Here is an 18236-nt window from a genome sequence, read left to right as displayed (position 1 = left end):
CGCAGACCCCGCCGGTGCGACTCCCTGCTCTGCTGCTTCGGCCGGGCATCGGAGTCAGCCGACGGCCGCACCATGTTTTCTGCCGCCCCCTACTTGTCCTGCTCGCAACCGCCGCGCCGACCTTCGGCACGACGGCCGGAGCGGCGGCGCCGACGGGAGAGGAGGCGGCCACGGGCATCGCACCCTCCCCGGCGCGTGATCAGCTGTCAGATGGAGCCCGGGGCCAAGCCCGGGTCATCCCCGCACTGGGGCAGGAGGGCCGCGATCTCGGCTGCCGGGCGGGCTGTGTGCAGGCTGAGCAGGTCGGCGATCAGGTCGTCGAGGGGTGGCCAGGGAATGTTCCCGTGGTCGTTGTAGAGGCTGACCAGGCCGTGCAGCGCGGTCCAGAGCATGAGGCCGGCCTGCCACTGCTGCTCCGCCGAGGGCTGCCTGCGCTCTCCCTCGGCGGCGGCCGCCAGGGAGGTCACGACGGCCTCGAGCAGTTCGGCCCCGGCGCCGTGTGCTGATCCGGGGACGAGGTCGTCCGGCATCCGCCCCCCGAAGAGAGTGCGGTAATGGCCGGGCTGGCTGACTCCCCAGCGCACGTAGGCCGCGCACCGGGCGACGAGGTCGGCCAGTGGATCCGCGGCTGACTGCGCGGCCTGGTCCATCAAACGGGCCAGTTCCTCATAGCGCAGCCGCAGCACGTGCTGGATCAATGCGCTCAGGTCGGGGAAGTGGCTGTAAATGCTGGCAGGCGCCACCCCGACCTCACGCGCTACCTGCCGCAGCGTCAGCGTCTCCGGCTGATCAAGGGTGGACAGCAGCTTCGCCGCGGCGTCTACGAGCTGGGCCTTGAGAACCTGCCCCTGCCCGCGCGGATTACGGCGACGGGGAGCGGAGCGCTCCTGAGACGACATCTTCGCCCCCTTCTGACCAGTGCGAACAGTTGAGCAACAGATGTTCACCGTACAGGCAGCACACGCTTGACAGCACTAACCAACGGCTGTTTACTTACGTAACCAACAGTTGTTCAGTTAGAGGGTGGATGATCATGCGCATAGCCGTACTCGGAGCGTCAGGGCGGACCGGAAGCGCGCTCGTCGACAAAGCGCTGGAACGGGGACACGAGGTCGTGGCCCTGGTTCGCACGCCGGCCAAGGTCACCGTGCCCACGTCGCGGCAGGTCGAGGTCCGGAAGGCGGATGTCACCGACCCGCAGAGCTTCCCCGACCTGACCGACGTCGACGTGACCGTCTCTGCCATCGGTATCGGTAAGGGTGACGGCCCGGGCGCACTGGTCGCCGGGGCCAGGGCGCTCGCGGCGGCGAACGTCCGCGCGACGGTATGGCTCGGCGCACTGGGCTCGGGCGTGTCGAGTCGATCGGGTGGGCTGATCTATGCGGGGGTGATGCGGATGTTCGTCGGCTCGGAGCTGGCCGAGAAGGTCGAGGCCGACCAGATCGCCCTGGATGCCGGCGCTACGGTGTTCCACGCCCCGGACGTCACCGATGGCCCTCTCAGCCCTACCCGCCGCATCGTGCCACTGGCGGACCTGCGGCGCCCGCTGCTGCCGCCCCGAATCTCCCGGGCCACGCTGGCCTCCTTGCTGCTGGACCAGGCGGAGACAGGCCGGCACGGTACCGGAATCGTCGTACCCCTGAGTTAGTCATCGGTTGACGCGACAGCCCCCGTTGTCCACAGAGCGGGAGCGAACCACCATCGGCAACCGCGATCGCGGTTGGGTAGACGGCCGTGCCCGGCACCGACGCGTGACAGGGGGCTGCCTCTCGTCCGGCCCGCCGAGGTCAACGAGCACCAGCCGTCGCGTACCCCGAACAAGGTCACCTGGGCGCATCAGGCATCGCCTGGTGCGAGTAACTGCATCGGAAGGTCATCATGAGCAACTTCTCAGGAAAAATCGGACTCGTGACGGGCGCTGGCAGCGGAATCGGCCGCGCGACGGCGATCGAGCTGGCCCGGCAGGGCGCCACCGTCACCGTCACCGACATCAACGAGGCCACAGCGGCCGAGACCACCAAAATGATCAGGAAGGACGGCGGAGAGGCACTGGCACTCGGCGTCGACATCGCCGACGAGGACGCGGTGCGGACGGCCATCGAGCGCACGGTCGAGACGTACGGCGGCCTCGACTTCGCTGTGAACAACGCCGGCCTGGACTCACACCACCGGCAGCTCGACCAGATGCCCCTGGAGGAGTTCGAGCGCGTGACCCACGTCAACCTGGGCGGGACCTTCCTCTGCATGAAGTACGAGCTACCCGCCCTGCAGAGCCGCGGCGGCGGCGCGATCGTCAACGTCGCCTCCAACGGCGGCCTGTACGCAATCCCGACCGCCCCTGCCTACGTGGCAGCCAAGCACGGCATCGTCGGGCTCACCAAGGTCGCCGCCGTTGACTACGCGCCGCACAACATCCGCGTCAACGCCGTCTGCCCCGGCCCGACCCGTACACCCGGCTTCGAAAGGGTGGCGGCCGGCACCGACTTGATCGCGATGCAGGAGGCGATCACCCCACTCGGCCGGATGGCCACATCGGAAGAGGCCGCCGCAGCCGCAGTCTGGCTCTGCTCAGACGCCGCGTCCTACATCACCGGGATCGCGCTGTCGGTCGACGGCGGACGGCGGGCATGAGGGTCATCGCGGTCGAGGAGTACACGGCCGCCGAAGCCCTCAGCCTGCCCCGGCCTCGGAACATCCGCACCACACAAGGACGGAGTCACCGTCAGCGACCCGACGACGGCTCATGAACGATCGAGGCTGACGCTGGTCGCAACAGGCCCTTGCCGAACCGCCTGCGGGGCCGCAGGGCAAGCGCGGGACCGAGCGGCTAACACGATGAAGATAAAGGGTGCGCCAGCCGCACCCGCCAAGCGATCGAGTGGATCTCCTGACTGGTGGGCCGCGGCGGTTGGTTGTGTGGAAGGCGAGGGTTCCCCCTGTCTCTGCGCTGTACCGTCTTCGGAGACGATCACCGGAGGGACGGGATGACCAACGATCTTCAGTTCAGTTGGGAACTGAGACCCGTATCAGCCGCTCCCTGGAGTCCCTGAGACTGCAGTTGACGGGCGCGAGCGGGTGCGACGACATGCTGAGAGCACCGACCCGCCGCCGTACGATGCGCAACGCGACCCTGTGTTGCGCCGCGCTGATCACGGCGTGGTCGTGTGCGTTGCCGCTGATCACCCTGGGCGAAGGCCGGGTGCCGGTGCCCGTGCCTGTCGTACACAATCAGCAGGAACATACCGCCGACGCCTCCGACCGCGTGCGGCGCATCCTCGGCGAGGGTGTCGCCGGCCTGTCCTCGGTGGCTCGCCTGACGAACGGTACGCCGCAGCAGATCGTCAAGGCCCTGGACCCGGAACTGCACCGGCACAACACATGGCGCTCCCTGTACCTCGTCGACCATGACGGGCAGGTTCCCGAGTATGCCGGCGACGCCCCGTACGGCATGGACCGCAAACCCCTTCTGGCGAAGGTGAAGAACGGCACACCGGCGATCGTGCAGCTCAACCACGACGGCAAGGTCCCGTTGTCCGCGGCCGTGGTCCCGCTGGACGCGGGAGGCGGCCAGGCGCTGGTCGCCGAATTCCGGCCCGAGGCGCTCAGCGCCGTACTTACCCGCCCCGGCATCGGCCGCGCCTGGCTTGTCGACGCCGACAGCAAGATCATCGGATCCAACGAGAGCTTCTTCGCCTTCGACTCGCTGCCCGGCGAGGACTCCGGCGACGGACCGGCACTCACCGCCGCGGCCCAGGTGCGCGGCACCCACGCCGTCAAGGGCCCCGGATGGCGCGTCGTCACCCGCAAGCCGATGTCCCGGCTGCCGCTCGCCTCCTACGAGACGCGGCGGCAGACAGAACTGGCCGCGCTGCTCGCCTTCAGCGTGGCGGTGCTGTGCCTGGGCTGGCTGCACCTGACGGTGCTGCGGCCGTTGCAGGCCCTGGAACGCACGGCCGCGGCCCTCGCCGCCGGCGACACCTCCACCGTGCTCTACCCCCGCCACCACGACGAGGTCGGATCAATCGTCCGCAGCCTGGAGCTGATCCGGCAGCGCGTGGCGGCAGCAAAGGCGGACGCCGGCGCCTCGCACGTCGCCGCGCTCCTGACCCCCGCCGAAAGCCCCACTCCGCTCCCCCACAACTGACAAGCGAAAGACATGGTCTTCCTCTACAGCGTCTTCCTGGTCTGCTCGCTCGGGCTGCTCGTCGCCGGGATCCAGTCGGGAGAGGAACAACGGCCCCACGTTCGGCGACGCCGGCGGCAGCTCACGCATCGACGGCGCCGGCATCTACGCCAACAGCCTGCGCGAGGCCAAACGTCTGTGACGGCCGGTCGACAGAGACCGCCAGGGGCCGGGCACACCCCGGCCCCTGGGCCGCCGCCGCGGGTCGCCGTGCTGGTGTGCAACGCAACGGCCACTCCAAGACCACCCTGCTCCAGCACATCCTGAGCAACCGGGATGGCCTGCGCGTCGCTGTCATCGTCAATTGACATGAGCGAGATCAACATCGACGCGACCCGCCACCTTCTCCTTCCCCCAGGACGACGGAGCGACCCGTTCCAAGGGCTCCTTCTGGCTGGCCAGCCGTCCGAATGTCACGGGATGGTGGTCCCAAGCGGGGGCCGCCGCACGCTTCGAGCCTTCCGGGGCTTGTGATGCCGACGACCGCCAGGGCCAGGAACTGGTCTTCATCGGCACCGGTTGCGCACAGAGGCACTGCAAGCGGCCCTCACCGACTGCCTCCTGGCCGACGGGGAACGACTCACCAACGACCCGTTCCCCGAATGCGCGGGCACCGGCTCATCGGCATATAAGCGCCGGCGCGACTTGCCGCGGCAGAACTTCAGTCAGCCACCGGCTTCCACGAGCCCCGCCTATCGGTGATGGCGGCCGGATGCTTCCGCTGAGGCCTGACTGCGAAAACCGCCTCTGGTCCGGGTGTGGGTGGAGCCGGCGCCGTGACCGGTCGCGGGAGACGGCGCCATGGTGCTCAGGACAGAGACTTCGACGTTGGAAGAGGTAACCAGCCCGGAACAACGTGGCGTTGAGACATGCCTCCCGCGGCGCCGCCCCTGGTTCGCGGCCTCCGCCCGACAGACGGCTGGCAGCGGCTGGAGCCGTTCAGCTCAGCTTGTCGTGTTGCGTCGCCGTCGGCCGGAACCACTGGTCAACATCAGGACTCCACGCCCTACGCTACGACGTTTCCGGAGCCTCGGGCAGCACGTCGGGGATCTCCCACAGCTGGCCGGACATATTGCTGACGTAGATCTTGCCGGTGCGGCTGTGCAGCCCGACGCCGCAAGCATCGCCAAGCCCGGTGGCGACCACGCGCTGCAGGCCCTTGGTCTTCTCATTCAGGTCGACCTCGTGCAGGCAATCGCCCGCATGGTCGGAGACGTATGCGCGACCCTTGCCGTCCAGCGCGATGCGGGTGCTTGCAGAGAAGGTGGCGGCTTCGCTCTTGGTGGCGCCGGAAGGGGGGTTGAGGTCGACCTCGTACAGAGGGCCGCTGCCGTATCGGCCGACGTACGCCCTCCTGCCGTCCCTGTCCAGCGCTACTCCGGAGGCATACGCCATGCCCCCGATGACCGGCTTCGTCCTTGCCTCTCCGCTCTCCAGTTCGTCCTTCAGATTGACCGCGATCAACTGCCCGTTGTTGTAGTCGGTGACATAGGCCCTGTCCGACCCGTCCAGCGCGAGGCCGTACACGTAGGGGACCTTGGCGACCTCGACGACTTCGACGGCCTTGGAGTCATCGAACAGGTTCTTCACCTTGCACAGGCGGCCACCTGAGTAGTCGGTGACGTACGCGACCTTCTTCGACAGGTCCAACGCCACATCCACGATGTCGCCCAGGCCGCTCGCGACCTCACGCCAGTTACCGGAGCGGAGATCCGAGGTGAGATCCACCTCGTACAGCCTGCCGTTCCGGTCGGCGACGTACGCCTTGTTGTTCGGCTCGTCCAGCGCGAGGCCGTACGACCTGCCCAGCCCGGTGGCGCGCACCGAGGGAGCCTTTTTCGGGCGCTCCTGCTCCTTGCCCTTTCCCTTGTGAAGAGGGTGCTTCTCCACATCGAAATCGAGTTTTTCAAGCTCGAAGATCTCGTGCACCCCGGCAAGGGTGGAAACGACCTCAGCCTCCCCTTTTTGCAGGAACGGCTTGCCTTCATCGGTCAAGTCGAAAGCCTCCGCGGCCGTGCCGGTCTCGCCGAGTTTCCATGCAAGCACCCTGGAATATTTCGGCTCCTTGGCCTGTGGGCCGCTCGGGCGGGTCTCTTTGACCTCCACCGGCTCGGGGTAATACAGAGCGACCCACCCACCGAAGGAGATGGGGTATTCGTAGTCGAACCTCCGCACCTGACGTCGCTGCGTGGCCAGGACGTCCACGCGGCTGCCGACTTTGCCGCTCAGCGTGGACGAAGTCTTGAACGAAGTGGTCAGTGAACCACTGACAGAACCCGTGATGCCGAGCATCAGCTGTGCCGACAATTCGCCAGTACCCGTGGCGGTGCTCGTGGCCGTTGACGTGCTCGTCGTCTGCGACTGAGACTCCGTGTCAACGCCTTGATTGTCTTTGCTGTTCTTCAGGGTGGTCTTCTGAGATTGGTTCAAAGCCATGCTCTTCTGCAGCTGCTGCTGCAGTGACGCAGTGACTTTTGCCCCGAACGTGAGCTGCACCTGGCCCTGGAGCGACCAGCTGATCGTGTTCGAGATCGAGAATTCGACCGTGTGCGACCAGTCGGTGGGGATGGGGTCGGTCCGATTGACGTACGTCTGCTTGGCAATCACGTCGGGAGGGGGCTGCGCAATGTCGCCTCGCTCTTCGACGAGCGGCACACCCACCGTCATGTAGGCGATCCACCCGAGGTCGTGCGCAGTGTCCTCCTCGGGAAAGTCGAATCGCCCCTTGTTCAAAGAAAATCCGGTAGGGGAGACATACCGGCCGCTCCCATCCTTCGCCTTCTTCTCGGCCTTCCGCTTCAGCTTTTCCTTGTCCCGCTCCAGGATGGCAGCGGCCCTTCCGGCGATGCCGAGTTCCTCCAGGTTTCGCTTTGTCAGCGGGTGGCGCACAAATCGTTCGCCGAGATGAGTCGCACTCACATTGTTCTTGGTGGGGCCGCCCATGGCCTTCAGCCTCCTTGCACACCAGAACTGAACGATTTGTCAGGGATTACTTGCGAGCTACTGACGGCCCGGCACGCCCCAGTGAGGAGTCGTCAGGCTGCCGAGCGGGGCCGTTGCTGCTGCTCAAGGGCGGCGGACTCATAAAGCTGGGGCCTTCGATCAGCCCTCGCACCCCTCGAGTCGGCTCCGAGCTCAACCTCACCCCTTGGTTGACCCGTCGTCGGTCCTTTTAATGTCTTTGGCTGATTGGCGGTTATCCTTCCTCGATTCTTCCAGCTGCTCGTCGCTGATCTTTGGACGGTCTTCCTCCCTGATCTTCGGCCGGTCTTCTTCCTTGATCTCTACTTTCACCTCCTTGAATGCCTCATTATTGACCGAAGACGCCATACCAAATGTGGACTCGGGGTTCTCACTGGCTTCTTTCTGCTTTGCCGCTGCCGTCTGGGTGTTCTTGAACAGGGGGGTGATGAAGTTTTCCATGATGCTGAGCGCCTCAGGCGACGTGTCGCGCACAATCTTCGGGTCGCGCACAGCGTCAGGAATGCCGTCGTAGAGCTCGGGATCGACCCCTTCCCTTTCGGGCCGAGCCCCGGGAATCTTTTCATGGACCTTCCGAGCGGACTCTTCGGCGGACTTGGCTTCACTTCCGCCACTGTCGAAGATGTTCCTAAAAGTCACGTGACTTTCCTCCGGATTCCCTCGATGGACACGAACCAACCCTTGCGAAGAGGCCGTTTCCCCTCGCCGCGATGCCGCGGTGCCGGGATCAAAACCTTGATATTCAAGAGGCAAGATCTCGCACACCCCGACGGGGGGCCGCTGACTAATGGGCCCACAAAGACAGTGGCACATTTCGCCGACGCAGGCTGTGCACACGTCGCTCTTGCTGTCCGTACCTTTCTGCCGCTGCGTCATTCTCCGTGCGCACCAGGACCTTCGTGCTGCTGCCTACCCCCTCGTTGATCAACCTACGCGGCGCGGCCCTGCGACTTCTCGCCCATCACGTGGTCGCAGGCTGACTGCGACGTTCTTATCCGGCCCCACGACGGCTGGAACTGCTCCCCCAGTTGTTATTCCATTGAACGATACTCTGAAATGCCCCGCCTGCGACCTGCAACGACCAGCTCGGAGGGGCCGCTTCACGAAGTCATCGAACTGCAGATTGCATTGATTCCTGGCCACCCCAACGTCCCCGATATGGGGCCGAAACTGATCGGTATTCTGCCTTTTGGCCGGGGGGTGAGCCTCGAAACCAGGGGCAGGCAGCGTCTGTGTGTCCGAGCCGTCGACGGCCATCAGGTGGCGGCCCTTCGCGAGACCCGCGAGAGCGTCTACGCCGTCACCAGCCTCGACGCCCACCAGACCGGCCCGGCCGAGCTGGCCTCCGCGGTTCGCGGGCACTGGGGAGTGGAGAACTCCTCGCACCACATCAGGGACGTCACCTTCGCCGAGGACGCCTCCACCGTTCACACCAGGACCGCACCACGGGCCATGGCGACCCTCCGGAACCTCGCCATCGGCGTGCTGGAAACCCTCGGAGCCGACAACATCGCCAAGACCACCCGGGCGATCCGCGATGAACCCGAACGAGCACTCCCCATCCTGGGCATCGCCAACAACCCGGATACCTACGGAACTTGATCAAGCCCTGCCGACACCCTGGTCGACCGGGACCGGCGGGCAGAACTGCGGATGGTCCATGTCGCAGGCCCACGGGTTCTGCCGGTCCTGCCGGATGATCCACAGCCGGTCCCGTTCGTCCACGGCGTAGATGTCCCAGAAGGAGCGCATGCCCTCACCGCTGCCCATCGCGTGGGTCACCGCGGATGCGCTCTGCGGCCAGGACTGGCACTTCCGACGCATGCTCGAGGAAGCCGGACTCGGCTACGTCGTCGCCGTGCCGAAATCGCAGCAGGTCAAGTCCCTGGCCGGGTCCTGGCGCATCGACCAGCTCATCTCCGACGCACCTGACGACTCCTGGCAACGGCTCTCCTGCGGCGACGGCGCCAAGGGCCCACGCGTCTACGACTGGGCCGCCGCGATGCTGCCGGCCGTCCCGTCCTTCGAGGGGGACGGGCCCTCCCACCGCAGGTGGGTACTGGCCCGCCGCAGCATCGCCTGCCCGGACGAGTTCGCCTACTACCTGGCATACGCAGCCACGGGGGTCACCGTGAACCATGTGGTCACCGTCGCCGGCAGCCGCTGAGCAATCGAGTGCTGCTTCCAGAACACGAAGAACAAATGCGGCCTCGACCAGTACAAAGTCCGCCGCTCCCCGGGCTGGTACCGACACATCACCCTCGCGATGCTCGCTCACGCCTTCCTCACCGCCATGGCCGCCGCCAAACGCTGTCACTACCAACGCCGCATCCGGCATCACGAACTCCGGTTGAGGGTTGCCTACCGTTCGTAGTGGCAGGCCCGGGACCTGGCCTGATGGCGTCGTCGCCAGTCGGACCAACCGAGATCGCCACACATCCGGCCAGCTGAGACAGGGGCTCCCGAGCTCAGCCACCAGCTTCATTGCGGCCTCGTGCGCGGCGCGAAGCTCCGGTGACATCGCTGTAGACAGTTCGAGCACACGCCCCTGACTCGGCGGGTCGGAGGCCCGTCGCCCCCCTCACCTCACTCACGCCGGGTTCGCCGGCAGCAGCCCGTGCTGGAGAGCGATGTGAGCTCGGGGCGGTTCACTCGACGGGCCGGCGTGGGACGTCCATCATCACGGGCTATTGAACGCTACCTGCACCCCTCCGGCAAGGTGGCCCCGTGGTCGGACAGGTGCGCGAGGGCGGTGGCGAAGGAATAGCAGTCGAAGAGCGCTGAATGCTCCTGCCCGGCTACGGGTTTGGGCAGGCCGAGCACGTCCCACAGGCGGCCGACGTTGGCTGTTGTTGTCGTTGGGGCCACGGTGTTCACCCAGGGTCGGATGTTGACGAACGCAGCGTCGAGCATGCTGTGCTTGAGCTCTTCTCCTCGTGCGCGCGCCCAGCCGATGTTCTCTCCGAGGACGACCATGTCGTTGCCGTAGGAGAGCACAGTCTGCCCCTGACAGAACCCCAGGAATTCGCCCAGTGCTTGTGCGGGTGGAACCCGGTCCTGGTCCACGGACTCCTGGGTGATCCCCGTGAGTTCGGTGAAGTACGGAGATAGTTGCGGGTTGACCACGGGCCTCACCAGCGTCTCGTACTCCTCGAGGACCGAGCAGTCCTCACTCAAGCGCAGGGCGCCGATCTGCACGACCTCACGCAACTGCCCGGGCGCCCCCCAGTCCTGCTCCAGCGCACCGGGCCAGGACGTGAACTCAAGGTCGAACACAACGAAGGAAGACATGGCCGCACTCTCCCAGCCGATGCATGGGATTGCTGCCTCATCGTGGATTCGTCGTCACCTGTTTGCCCACCGTGCGTCCGCGATTGGCATGTGCGGCGAAGGATATCTCTTCCGCTTCCACCGGAGCGGTCCGAACACGTCCGTCTCATCACGGGAGTTCTCGTTGACTACAACCGGTGTACACCCTGCGGAGTTAGCAGCCCGCGTCGCCACAGAGGGCTGGGCCATCGCTCGGCAGCGCCTCGATGCGGATGAAGTCCACACGGCTCGGATCTTGATCGCCACGCACTTCCAGGCGGGTCATGGCGTGTCACTGCAGGGGGCGAAAGTGCAGCCGGCTGCGGCGCACTTCGTGCCCGGCCTGTCCTGGCTCTATGCACATCCCCAGGTGGTCGACCTCGCTCGATCGGCTCTCGGCGTTCGCGAAGTCATCTTCACCGGGCACAGCGACGCTCACCACGGTTTCACCCAGGGCTGGCACAAGGACAGCGGTAGCCAGGCGCAGGGGGATCCGCTCTCCGGCTACTTCGGTGAGTCGCCTGAATCCCTCTTTCAGGGGCCACCCGAGGTCGTCAAGGTCGGCATCTACCTCCAGGAGTCGACGAGCATCAACTGCCTGCGTGTGGACCCCGGTTCGCATCTGCGGCCCGAACTCGAACCCGTGCATCCCACCGAGGCACTGATGGATGCAGGTGATCTCGTGGTGTTCGACGTCCGGATCACTCACGCAGGCGCGATGGTTCCGGGGCGCGATTCTTCGGATGCCGACGCGCTGCACGAGAGGATTTCGGCCTTCGTCACCTTCGGTCGGGACACACAGCGCACGAGAAACTTCGCGCGAGCGACATGGCTCGCCAAAGGCAGCAGATCGGCCTTCACGGGGCGACCGCAGTGATGATGGACCACGGGCACGCGGCTCTCCTCGCCTCCCAGGGAGTTCGCGCGTGGGACGAGGGCTGATGCCGCCGACGGGCGAACCTCAGCGCGGCCAGCTCGAAGTGGGGCATGGGGCACCTCCCGGTAACCCGGAGACCGGGTCCCGGGCACTGGACTCGTCAGGCGGCCGGGGGGCCGTGGCGGGAGTCCCCACCCGGGCGTGGGTGGCCTGGGCGGCCGGCGCGTTGACGTACGTCGTGGCCATATTCCACAGGGGCAGCCTCGGCGTTGCAGGCACCATGGCGGCGGACCGTCTCGGCATCGACGCGACGCTACTGTCCTTGTTCAGCGCGGTCCAGCTCGGCGTCTTCGCCGCCACCCAGGTACCGGTCGGCCTGCTGGTCGACCGGTACGGGCCGCGGAAGCTGCTCACCCTGAGCCTGACGGTCATGGCGGGCGGGCAGGCGATGGTGGCGGGTGGCACATCCTTCGCCGCGGTGCTCGCGGGCCGTGCCCTGCTGGGCTGCGGGGACGCCATGGTGATGCTCAGCGTACTGCGCTTGATCGCCGCATGGTTCCCCGCTGCCCGCGCCCCCGTCCTCGCGCAGGTCACCGTCGTGGTGGGCACGGCGGGTGGCCTGGCGGCAGCCCCTCCGCTGTCCGCCGCACTGCGGGCCTTCGGCTGGGAGCCCGTCTTCTTCTCCGTCGCGCTGGCCACCTCATGCTTGATCGTCGCCGTATGGCTGGGCGTGCGGGACGCACCTCCTGATGCTCTGCGGTCCGGGAGAAGCGGCTCCCCGGGCGAGACCTTGCGTGCTGCGCTGGCCGAGGCGTGGCGGCAGCCCGCGACGCGGGTGGGCCTGTGGCTGATGTTCACCGTCCACTTCCCCGTCCAAGTCTTCGTACTGCTCTGGGGATTCCCCTTCCTGACGCAGGGCCAAGGGCTGTCCGCAACGACGGCCAGCTATGTGACGGCCGTGCCCTTGGTAGTGACCATGGCGCTGGGGCCGGTGTTCGGTGTGATCTCCGGCCGCCGCCCCCACTGGCGCATCCCTCTGGTGCTCGTCATTGTCGGTGCCACTTCGGTGATGTGGGGACTCGTGCTGCTCTGGCCTGGTGCGCACACACCATTGCCCGTCCTGTTTCTGCTGGCGATCGTGCTCGGCCTAGGAAACCCGGCGGCGGTGTTCGGCCTGGATATCGCGCGATCCGGCAGCCCGATGCACCGCGTCGGCGCAGCAACGGGCATCGCAAACATCGGCGGTTACACGGCCGCCCTGCTGGCCATGATGCTCATCGGCGTCACCCTCGATCGCGCGCACGCCACCTCTGCGGATCCGGGCGTTGCAGACTTCCGTCTCGCCCTGGCCACCCAGTTCCTCCTCCAGGCCCTCGGCGTCATCCTGCTCTTGCGTCTGCTCAGGAGGCGCCGAGCGGGGTCCGGCCCCTCGCCGGCCTGCGTGAGCGATACGTCAGCGGACGGGCCATCACCTGTTGGACCGCAGTAGGAAGCCTTCGGTCGAAGCACGGCCCATCAGGGCACTGCTGGAACCAGTACTGTTACAGCCTGTCAACCATTCGGTTCACCAGGACGCTGAACGCTTGGGATCCAGCAGGTCCCAGGCCCTCTTCGTCATGCGGACACCCCCGGACTCGTCCATGACCACGGTCATCTCACCTGAGGGAAGGGCATCCCGTGGGGGTGCAAACGGATCGGGTCGCCGCGAGGCGCATCGAGCCGACGTTGGCAGTCTGGGTGTGGAGCACTACCGGCTCGCCGGGAAGGACGCCCTCGAACCGGTCGAGTGCCGCCGCGCACGCCTCGGTGGCATACCCGAATCCCCACGCTCACTCCCGGGCCACCGCTCAGGCACCCCGGGCGGCTCGCGCTCAAGCTCTTCACGCGGGCGGGGGCCGCCGAGGTAGGTGTGCACCTCTGGCGACGCCAGCAGTTCGATGAACGCCGCACGGTCCCGGACCTCGGGCTCACGGAGTACGAGCCTGTCGGTCCTGATCGGGCGTACCGCGCGAGGTCGTGCCGCAGAAGGGGGAAACGGTGCGTCGGCTGGGGGATTCGGAAGCCGAGATCACGGACCGGCTCCGGCGGTGGGGCGGGTCGGCAACGGTGCGCGAGGTCGTGGATGACATCAATCGCACCCGCCCGGTCGAGGCGGCCGAGCACCACGGCCACTGGTGCGCCCAATGCGGGACCGTCAGGGGGAACTCGCCCGTGCGGCACACCACTTCGAGCCGGAAATTCCGGTGGCACGGCAATGAGTCGCCGCCCCCTACCACTGCGCCAACGCCCTGTGAGCCGCCCCACCCAGCGCCGTCCGCCCAGGCACACGAACTGCCTGGCCAGTCCCCCTATCCCCGATCCGACGGCCGCCTTCTGGCCGGATACGTCAGTAATCTGTCATTGCAGCCAGTGCGATGGCCAATACAGACTGCGACTGTGTTGGAGCGACGTGTTGTTGTGGTGGTGTACGCGGGGGCGATGGCCCTGGACATCACCGGACCGATTGAAGTGTTCGATACCGCCAACCGGCTCCTCGACCCGTCGGGCGCCCGCTACCGCGTTGACTTCGTCTCCGCCGACGCACCGCTGGTGCGCACGAGTTCAGGAGTGGTGGTGGAAGCCGCGCCCCTGGAGGCGGGGCAGGGACCGATCGACACGCTCCTCGTGCCGGGCGGCTGGAGTCTCCAGAACGCACTGCGGAACCGGGTGCTGGTCTCCTGGATCCGTGGGGCGGCAGGACGTTCGCGCAGAGTCGCCTCCGTATGCGGCGGATCCTTTCTGCTGGCGGAGGCGGGGCTCCTCGACGGCAGGCGCGCCACCACCCACTGGGCGTACAGCGAAGCGATGGCGTGCCGCTATCCGGAGGTGACGGTGGACGCCGAGCCGATCTTCGTCTGGGACGGCCCCTTCGTGACCTCCGCGGGCGTGTCGACGGGCATCGACATGGCGCTGGCTCTGGTGGAGGCCGATCACGGGGCGGCCCTCGCCCTGGAGACGGCACGGTTTCTGGTGCTGTTCCTCAAGCGGCACGGAGGGCAGTCCCAGTACAGCGCCGTCCTCGACGCCCAGTTGGCCGATCACCCGCCGATCAGGGCAGCGCAAGAGTGGATTCTGGGCAACCTGCACAACCCGCTGCCCGTGGCCGAGATCGCCCGGCACGCCAACATGAGTGAGCGCAACTTCGCCCGCGTCTTCCGGCGCGAGGTGGGCACGACACCCGGCCACTACGTCGAGCGGACCCGCATCGCCCGGGCGCGCGAACTGCTGGAGACCACCGAGCTGGCGATCAGTCAGATAGCCGGCCGTTGCGGATTCGCCACCCCCGAGACCTTCTTCCGCTCCTTCGCACGAACCCTGGGGCTCACCCCCAAGGAATACCGACACCGCTTTCAGGTCATCTCGCCGGCCGGCCTCGTCGACCGGCACCACGAGAGGGACAGGAACCCCTTATGACCGGCACGACCTCCCACCTGCGCGACGCGGAAACGGCACGCCTGGTCGACCATCTGGTCGCGGAACTCGCCGGGGCCGGCGTCTCCCACGTATTCGGCGTCGGCGGCGCGAACATCGAGGACCTGTACGACGCCGTGCACCGCAGCGGCGCCGTCCGCGGCATCGTCGCCAAGCACGAGTTCTCCGCCGTCACCATGGCCGACGGGTACGCACGCACCACCGGGCGCCTCGGCGTTGTCGCCGCCACCTCGGGCGGTGGGGCGATGAACCTCGTACCGGGCCTGGCGGAGGCCCATGCCTCGCGGGTGCCGGTGCTGGCCCTGGTGGGGCAGCCGCCGACCGGCCAGGAAGGCCACGGGGCGTTCCAGGACTCCAGCGGCAAGGCGGGCTCCTTCGACGCCCGGGAGGTTTTCGCCCCCATCTCCCGGTTCTGCGCCCGGGTGGACGACGCGGACTCGCTCATGGAGTTGCTGCCCCAGGCAGTGGCGGCGGCTCGGGCCAATCCACGCGGGCCGGCCGTACTCTTGCTGCCCAAGGACGTGCAGCAGGCACGGATCCGGGTGCCCGGCCGCGGCGCGGCCCCGCCCCCGCGCGTGCCTGCGCCGACGGCATCGGAGGCGCGGCTCGACGACGCCACCCTCACCACCGTGTCGAAGACCCTTCGTGCGGCCGGCCACGTCCTCGTCATCGCCGGTGAGGACGTCGCCGCCGCCGACGCGCGCACCGAGCTGGCCGAACTGGCGGGTCGCCTCGGGGCCTGGGTGGCGGTCACCCCGGATGCCAAGGACGTCTTCGACAACCGCGATCCCCGCTTCGCAGGCGTGGCCGGGGTGATGGGCCACGACAACGTCGAAGACTGCCTGCGACGGGCCGACGTGTGCCTGCTGGTCGGTACCCGGCTGCCGCTGCTGGCACGCGGCAGCCTCGACCGGGCCCTGGCCGCGACCGATGTCCTCTGCATCGGTCCGGAACCGCCCTTCGTGGCAGGCACCGCGCTGGGCGGGGACCTGCGGGAGGCGCTGCTCGCGGTGACCGCCCGCCTGCCGACCCTCCCCCGCCCCTTTCCCCGGCACGCCGGCCCTCGTCCCACCCCCGCGCCGAGCCCGCCTCCCCATGCCCTCGGGCGGACCCTCCCCCACCGTCAGGCGGTGGGCGCGGTGGAGGCGGCTCTCCCTCAGGACGCACACGTCTTCGTGGACGCCGGCAACGCGGGGGCCAGCGCCGTCCACCTGCTGCCGGCACCGCGCCGCGGCCGCTTCGTGGTGGCCGTCGGCATGGGCGGCATGGGCTACACCTTCGGTGCCGGCATCGGTGCCGCGCTCGCCACCGGCCGACGCACCTACGTCCTCGCCGGGGACGGGGCCTTCTTCATGCACGGGATGGAAGTGCACACCGCCGTGGAGTACGCGGCACCAGTGACCTTCGTGATCTTCAACAACAACGCCCACGCCATGTGCGCGCTGCGCGAGGAGTTCTTCCAGGGCGGTGTCCGCACCGACGACTCGTTCGCCCGGACCGACCTCGCCGCCGGAGTGGCCGCCGCCTTCCCCTCCCTCGACGCCACGGGGGCCGGCGACGTGGCACAGCTGCGCGCGGCACTCCTGCGCGGCAATGCGGGCAGCGGCCCCGCGTTCGTCGCGGTGGACTGCGACCCACGGGAGATCCCGCCGTTCCTCCCCTTCCGGGCCCGTACCGACAGCTCCGGCGTCACCACGCACCCCAACGACACAACGAAAAAGGAGACTTCGGATGAACGAGGAGGCGTCCAGGTTGGCTGACATCCCCGGCCTGCTCCGGATCGAGAACGCCGGCAAGGAGGAACTGACCGCCCACTGCATGGAGCTCACCCACGCCGTCTACCCCCACCATCAGGTCTACGGGCAGTACTGCACCCTCCACGAGTACGTCGACTGCCCCCCGGAGGCGGCCTACGACTACCTGCGCCAGGGACACCACCTGGAGGAATGGACCTGCAGCCTGCGGGACTTCGCGCCCTCCGGCACACCGGGGCTGTGGGTCGGCCACGACCGGCTGGAGGACGACACCAGGATCTACTGCGAGGTGGTCGCCAACCCCGACGCCATGACCGTGGACTACCACTGCTCCTGGGACCAGGGCGAGAAGCTGTGGATGATCTACCTGATGCGCGTCGTCCCGGCGCAGCTGGTGCTGGACAGGCCGGGTTCGGTGATCACATGGACCAATTGCCGGCACCCCTACTACGACGCCAACCCCCATCCCGAGAGGGCGCCCCGCCCGGACCGGCCCTGGGTGGGCGACTACTGGGACCTCTTCTACGCGGGGCACACCGTGGAGATGCACAACCTCAAGGCGATCCTGGAACACCGCCACCGCAACGGCCTGCCGGTCAGCGCGGCGCCGTCGAGGGCGGTGGCGCGGTGACGACGGTCAGCCTCATCGACGTCGCGAGCTACCTTCCCGGCGAGCCGGTTCCCGCGGAGTTCTACACCGAGCATCCCGGGGCCGAGGACAAACTGCGCGACCACCCGATGTTCAGGGTCCCGCCATTACGACACCACGTGGCTGCCGACGAGACGAACGCGGACATGGTCGAACGCGCCGTACAGCCTCTGATCGAACGACACGGCAGGGACGAGATCCGGGGCGTCGACGTGCTGTTGGTGCACAGCCAGTTGCCGGACCTGCCGTTCGTGGGCGCAGGCACCGAAGTGGCGCGCCGACTGGGCCTGAACCCGGAGTGGCTCGTCGACGTGGCCAACGCGGGCTGCGCCTCCTTCGTGTACATGCTGAAACTGGCCCGGCAGATCCTCGCCACCACCGACGCGAGAAGCGCCCTGATCTGCAATGCCCAAAGCGCCGCGGGTCAGTGGTTCACCCAGTCCCAGGTGCGCCGGCTCGCCCAGGCCGCGATCCCGGGCGACGGATGCGGTGTGGGGTACGTGACGACGTCGTCCGACGCACCGGTCCTCGACGTGGCGACCCGGCACATCGCCGAGTACGCCGGGGACATGACCGTAGTCCTCGACGACGGCCGCAAGTACTGGGAACCGGGAGAGTCCCAGCTGCGGATCGGGTTCACCGACGCCGGCGTCGCCAAGGTCCTGGCGCGCGGGAACCGCCTCGTCCCCGAGGTGGTCGAGGACCTGTGCCGGCGGCTCGGCGTGGCGACCGCCGACATCGACGCCCTCATCACCAACCAGCCCAACCGCACCTTTCTACGGAACTGGCGGGAAGCGCTGCAACTGCCGGCCGAACGCCACCTGCACACCTTCGACGAGTACGGAAACCTCTTCGGCGCGGCGATCCCGATCACCCTGGACCGCGCGATCAGCTTCCGACAGGTCGAGGACGGCGACCTGGTGGTCCTCGGAGGGTTCGCCCACGCGGGCGACTTCGCGGGTGCCGTCGCCGTCCGCTGGCACAGTGGACGGACCTGAAGCCGTGAACATC

The 18236-nt window shown here is 67.6% G+C and carries 16 protein-coding genes and 2 pseudogenes; 12 read left to right on the top strand and 6 right to left on the bottom strand.

What is annotated here, in order from left to right; translation table 11 throughout:
* Positions 1 to 206: 206 nt before the first annotated feature.
* Positions 207 to 899, bottom strand: a complete 693-nt coding sequence (locus AB0E02_RS14205) for a TetR/AcrR family transcriptional regulator (RefSeq protein ID WP_362138715.1) — start codon at positions 897 to 899, stop codon at positions 207 to 209.
* Positions 900 to 1033: 134 nt separating this feature from the next.
* Between AB0E02_RS14205 and AB0E02_RS14200 the strand changes: the two genes are divergently transcribed.
* The 4 genes and pseudogenes from AB0E02_RS14200 to AB0E02_RS14185 form a co-directional block, all read left to right on the top strand.
* Complete coding sequence (locus AB0E02_RS14200) at positions 1034 to 1648, top strand: NAD(P)H-binding protein (RefSeq protein WP_362138713.1); 615 nt, start codon at positions 1034 to 1036, stop codon at positions 1646 to 1648.
* 230 nt (positions 1649 to 1878) lie between these two features.
* Positions 1879 to 2631 (top strand): SDR family oxidoreductase, encoded by a 753-nt coding sequence (locus AB0E02_RS14195; protein WP_362138711.1) that lies wholly within the window; start codon positions 1879 to 1881, stop codon positions 2629 to 2631.
* 454 nt (positions 2632 to 3085) lie between these two features.
* The gene (locus AB0E02_RS14190) at positions 3086 to 4144 is read left to right on the top strand and encodes a HAMP domain-containing protein (RefSeq protein ID WP_362138710.1); all 1059 of its coding nucleotides are present in this window, start codon (positions 3086 to 3088) and stop codon (positions 4142 to 4144) included.
* 412 nt (positions 4145 to 4556) lie between these two features.
* Positions 4557 to 4885 (top strand): annotated as a pseudogene (locus tag AB0E02_RS14185) (GTP-binding protein); the annotation flags it as partial.
* Between the two features lie 309 nt (positions 4886 to 5194).
* Here the strand turns inward: AB0E02_RS14185 and AB0E02_RS14180 are convergent.
* Both AB0E02_RS14180 and AB0E02_RS14175 read right to left on the bottom strand, forming a co-directional pair.
* Positions 5195 to 7126 carry a hypothetical protein gene (locus tag AB0E02_RS14180; protein WP_362138707.1) on the bottom strand — a complete coding sequence of 644 codons (1932 nt, stop codon included), beginning with the start codon at positions 7124 to 7126 and terminating at the stop codon, positions 5195 to 5197.
* A 198-nt stretch (positions 7127 to 7324) separates the two neighbouring features.
* Positions 7325 to 7918, bottom strand: a complete 594-nt coding sequence (locus AB0E02_RS14175) for a hypothetical protein (RefSeq protein ID WP_362138705.1) — start codon at positions 7916 to 7918, stop codon at positions 7325 to 7327.
* A gap of 507 nt (positions 7919 to 8425) precedes the next feature.
* On the opposite strand from AB0E02_RS14175, the gene AB0E02_RS14170 reads away from it, so the two are divergent.
* Entirely contained in the window at positions 8426 to 8767 is a 342-nt protein-coding gene (locus tag AB0E02_RS14170) for a hypothetical protein (protein WP_362138703.1), read from the top strand.
* On the opposite strand, the gene AB0E02_RS14165 is transcribed toward AB0E02_RS14170, so the two are convergent.
* The gene (locus AB0E02_RS14165) at positions 8768 to 8917 is read right to left on the bottom strand and encodes a hypothetical protein (RefSeq protein WP_362138701.1); all 150 of its coding nucleotides are present in this window, start codon (positions 8915 to 8917) and stop codon (positions 8768 to 8770) included.
* Here AB0E02_RS14165 and AB0E02_RS14160 point away from each other — a divergent pair.
* Positions 8916 to 9332, top strand: coding sequence for a hypothetical protein (locus AB0E02_RS14160; protein WP_362138699.1), 417 nt, complete (start codon positions 8916 to 8918; stop codon positions 9330 to 9332). The two genes, AB0E02_RS14165 and AB0E02_RS14160, sit on opposite strands and share 2 nt — an antisense overlap.
* Before the next feature lie 530 nt (positions 9333 to 9862).
* On the opposite strand, the gene AB0E02_RS14155 is transcribed toward AB0E02_RS14160, so the two are convergent.
* The gene (locus AB0E02_RS14155) at positions 9863 to 10456 is read right to left on the bottom strand and encodes a 3'-5' exonuclease (protein WP_362138697.1); all 594 of its coding nucleotides are present in this window, start codon (positions 10454 to 10456) and stop codon (positions 9863 to 9865) included.
* Here AB0E02_RS14155 and AB0E02_RS14150 point away from each other — a divergent pair.
* Positions 10455 to 11351, top strand: a complete 897-nt coding sequence (locus AB0E02_RS14150; protein WP_362138695.1) for a phytanoyl-CoA dioxygenase family protein — start codon at positions 10455 to 10457, stop codon at positions 11349 to 11351. The two genes, AB0E02_RS14155 and AB0E02_RS14150, sit on opposite strands and share 2 nt — an antisense overlap.
* 205 nt (positions 11352 to 11556) lie before the next feature.
* Complete coding sequence (locus AB0E02_RS14145; protein WP_362138693.1) at positions 11557 to 12840, top strand: MFS transporter; 1284 nt, start codon at positions 11557 to 11559, stop codon at positions 12838 to 12840.
* A 211-nt stretch (positions 12841 to 13051) separates the two neighbouring features.
* Here AB0E02_RS14145 and AB0E02_RS14140 read toward each other — a convergent pair.
* Positions 13052 to 13347: pseudogene (locus tag AB0E02_RS14140) on the bottom strand (GNAT family N-acetyltransferase); the annotation flags it as partial.
* Between the two features lie 461 nt (positions 13348 to 13808).
* On the opposite strand from AB0E02_RS14140, the gene AB0E02_RS14135 reads away from it, so the two are divergent.
* Genes AB0E02_RS14135 through AB0E02_RS14120 form a run of 4 tightly spaced genes read left to right on the top strand, consistent with a single transcriptional unit; the run spans position 13809 to position 18223 of the window.
* Entirely contained in the window at positions 13809 to 14804 is a 996-nt protein-coding gene (locus AB0E02_RS14135; protein WP_362138757.1) for a GlxA family transcriptional regulator, read from the top strand.
* A complete protein-coding gene (locus tag AB0E02_RS14130) occupies positions 14801 to 16582 on the top strand; it encodes a thiamine pyrophosphate-binding protein (RefSeq protein WP_362138691.1) in 1782 nt (593 codons plus the stop codon). Before AB0E02_RS14135 ends, AB0E02_RS14130 begins: the two co-directional genes overlap by 4 nt.
* The gene (locus tag AB0E02_RS14125; protein WP_310727973.1) at positions 16575 to 17207 is read left to right on the top strand and encodes an SRPBCC family protein; all 633 of its coding nucleotides are present in this window, start codon (positions 16575 to 16577) and stop codon (positions 17205 to 17207) included. Before AB0E02_RS14130 ends, AB0E02_RS14125 begins: the two co-directional genes overlap by 8 nt.
* Entirely contained in the window at positions 17204 to 18223 is a 1020-nt protein-coding gene (locus AB0E02_RS14120) for a 3-oxoacyl-[acyl-carrier-protein] synthase III C-terminal domain-containing protein (RefSeq protein WP_362138689.1), read from the top strand. The genes AB0E02_RS14125 and AB0E02_RS14120 overlap by 4 nt, the downstream gene beginning before the upstream one ends.
* Positions 18224 to 18236 lie beyond the last annotated feature (13 nt).

The sequence above is a fragment of the Streptomyces sp. NPDC048196 genome (assembly GCF_040652715.1).
GTDB classification, from domain to species: Bacteria; Actinomycetota; Actinomycetes; order Streptomycetales; family Streptomycetaceae; genus Streptomyces; species Streptomyces siderophoricus.
This window is presented reverse-complemented; position numbering and strand designations above follow the sequence as displayed.

Excerpts from the sequence above, each read along its gene's own strand:
- AB0E02_RS14150 (WP_362138695.1), top strand. The coding sequence starts at position 10,455 with ATGGCCGCACTCTCCCAGCCGATGCATGGGATTGCTGCCTCATCGTGG.
- AB0E02_RS14180 (WP_362138707.1), bottom strand. The coding sequence starts at position 7,126 with ATGGGCGGCCCCACCAAGAACAATGTGAGTGCGACTCATCTCGGCGAA.
- AB0E02_RS14165 (WP_362138701.1), bottom strand. The coding sequence starts at position 8,917 with ATGCGCTCCTTCTGGGACATCTACGCCGTGGACGAACGGGACCGGCTG.
- AB0E02_RS14200 (WP_362138713.1), top strand. The coding sequence starts at position 1,034 with ATGCGCATAGCCGTACTCGGAGCGTCAGGGCGGACCGGAAGCGCGCTC.
- AB0E02_RS14130 (WP_362138691.1), top strand. The coding sequence starts at position 14,801 with ATGACCGGCACGACCTCCCACCTGCGCGACGCGGAAACGGCACGCCTG.
- AB0E02_RS14190 (WP_362138710.1), top strand. The coding sequence starts at position 3,086 with ATGCTGAGAGCACCGACCCGCCGCCGTACGATGCGCAACGCGACCCTG.
- AB0E02_RS14155 (WP_362138697.1), bottom strand. The coding sequence starts at position 10,456 with ATGTCTTCCTTCGTTGTGTTCGACCTTGAGTTCACGTCCTGGCCCGGT.
- AB0E02_RS14160 (WP_362138699.1), top strand. The coding sequence starts at position 8,916 with ATGCCCTCACCGCTGCCCATCGCGTGGGTCACCGCGGATGCGCTCTGC.
- AB0E02_RS14205 (WP_362138715.1), bottom strand. The coding sequence starts at position 899 with ATGTCGTCTCAGGAGCGCTCCGCTCCCCGTCGCCGTAATCCGCGCGGG.
- AB0E02_RS14195 (WP_362138711.1), top strand. The coding sequence starts at position 1,879 with ATGAGCAACTTCTCAGGAAAAATCGGACTCGTGACGGGCGCTGGCAGC.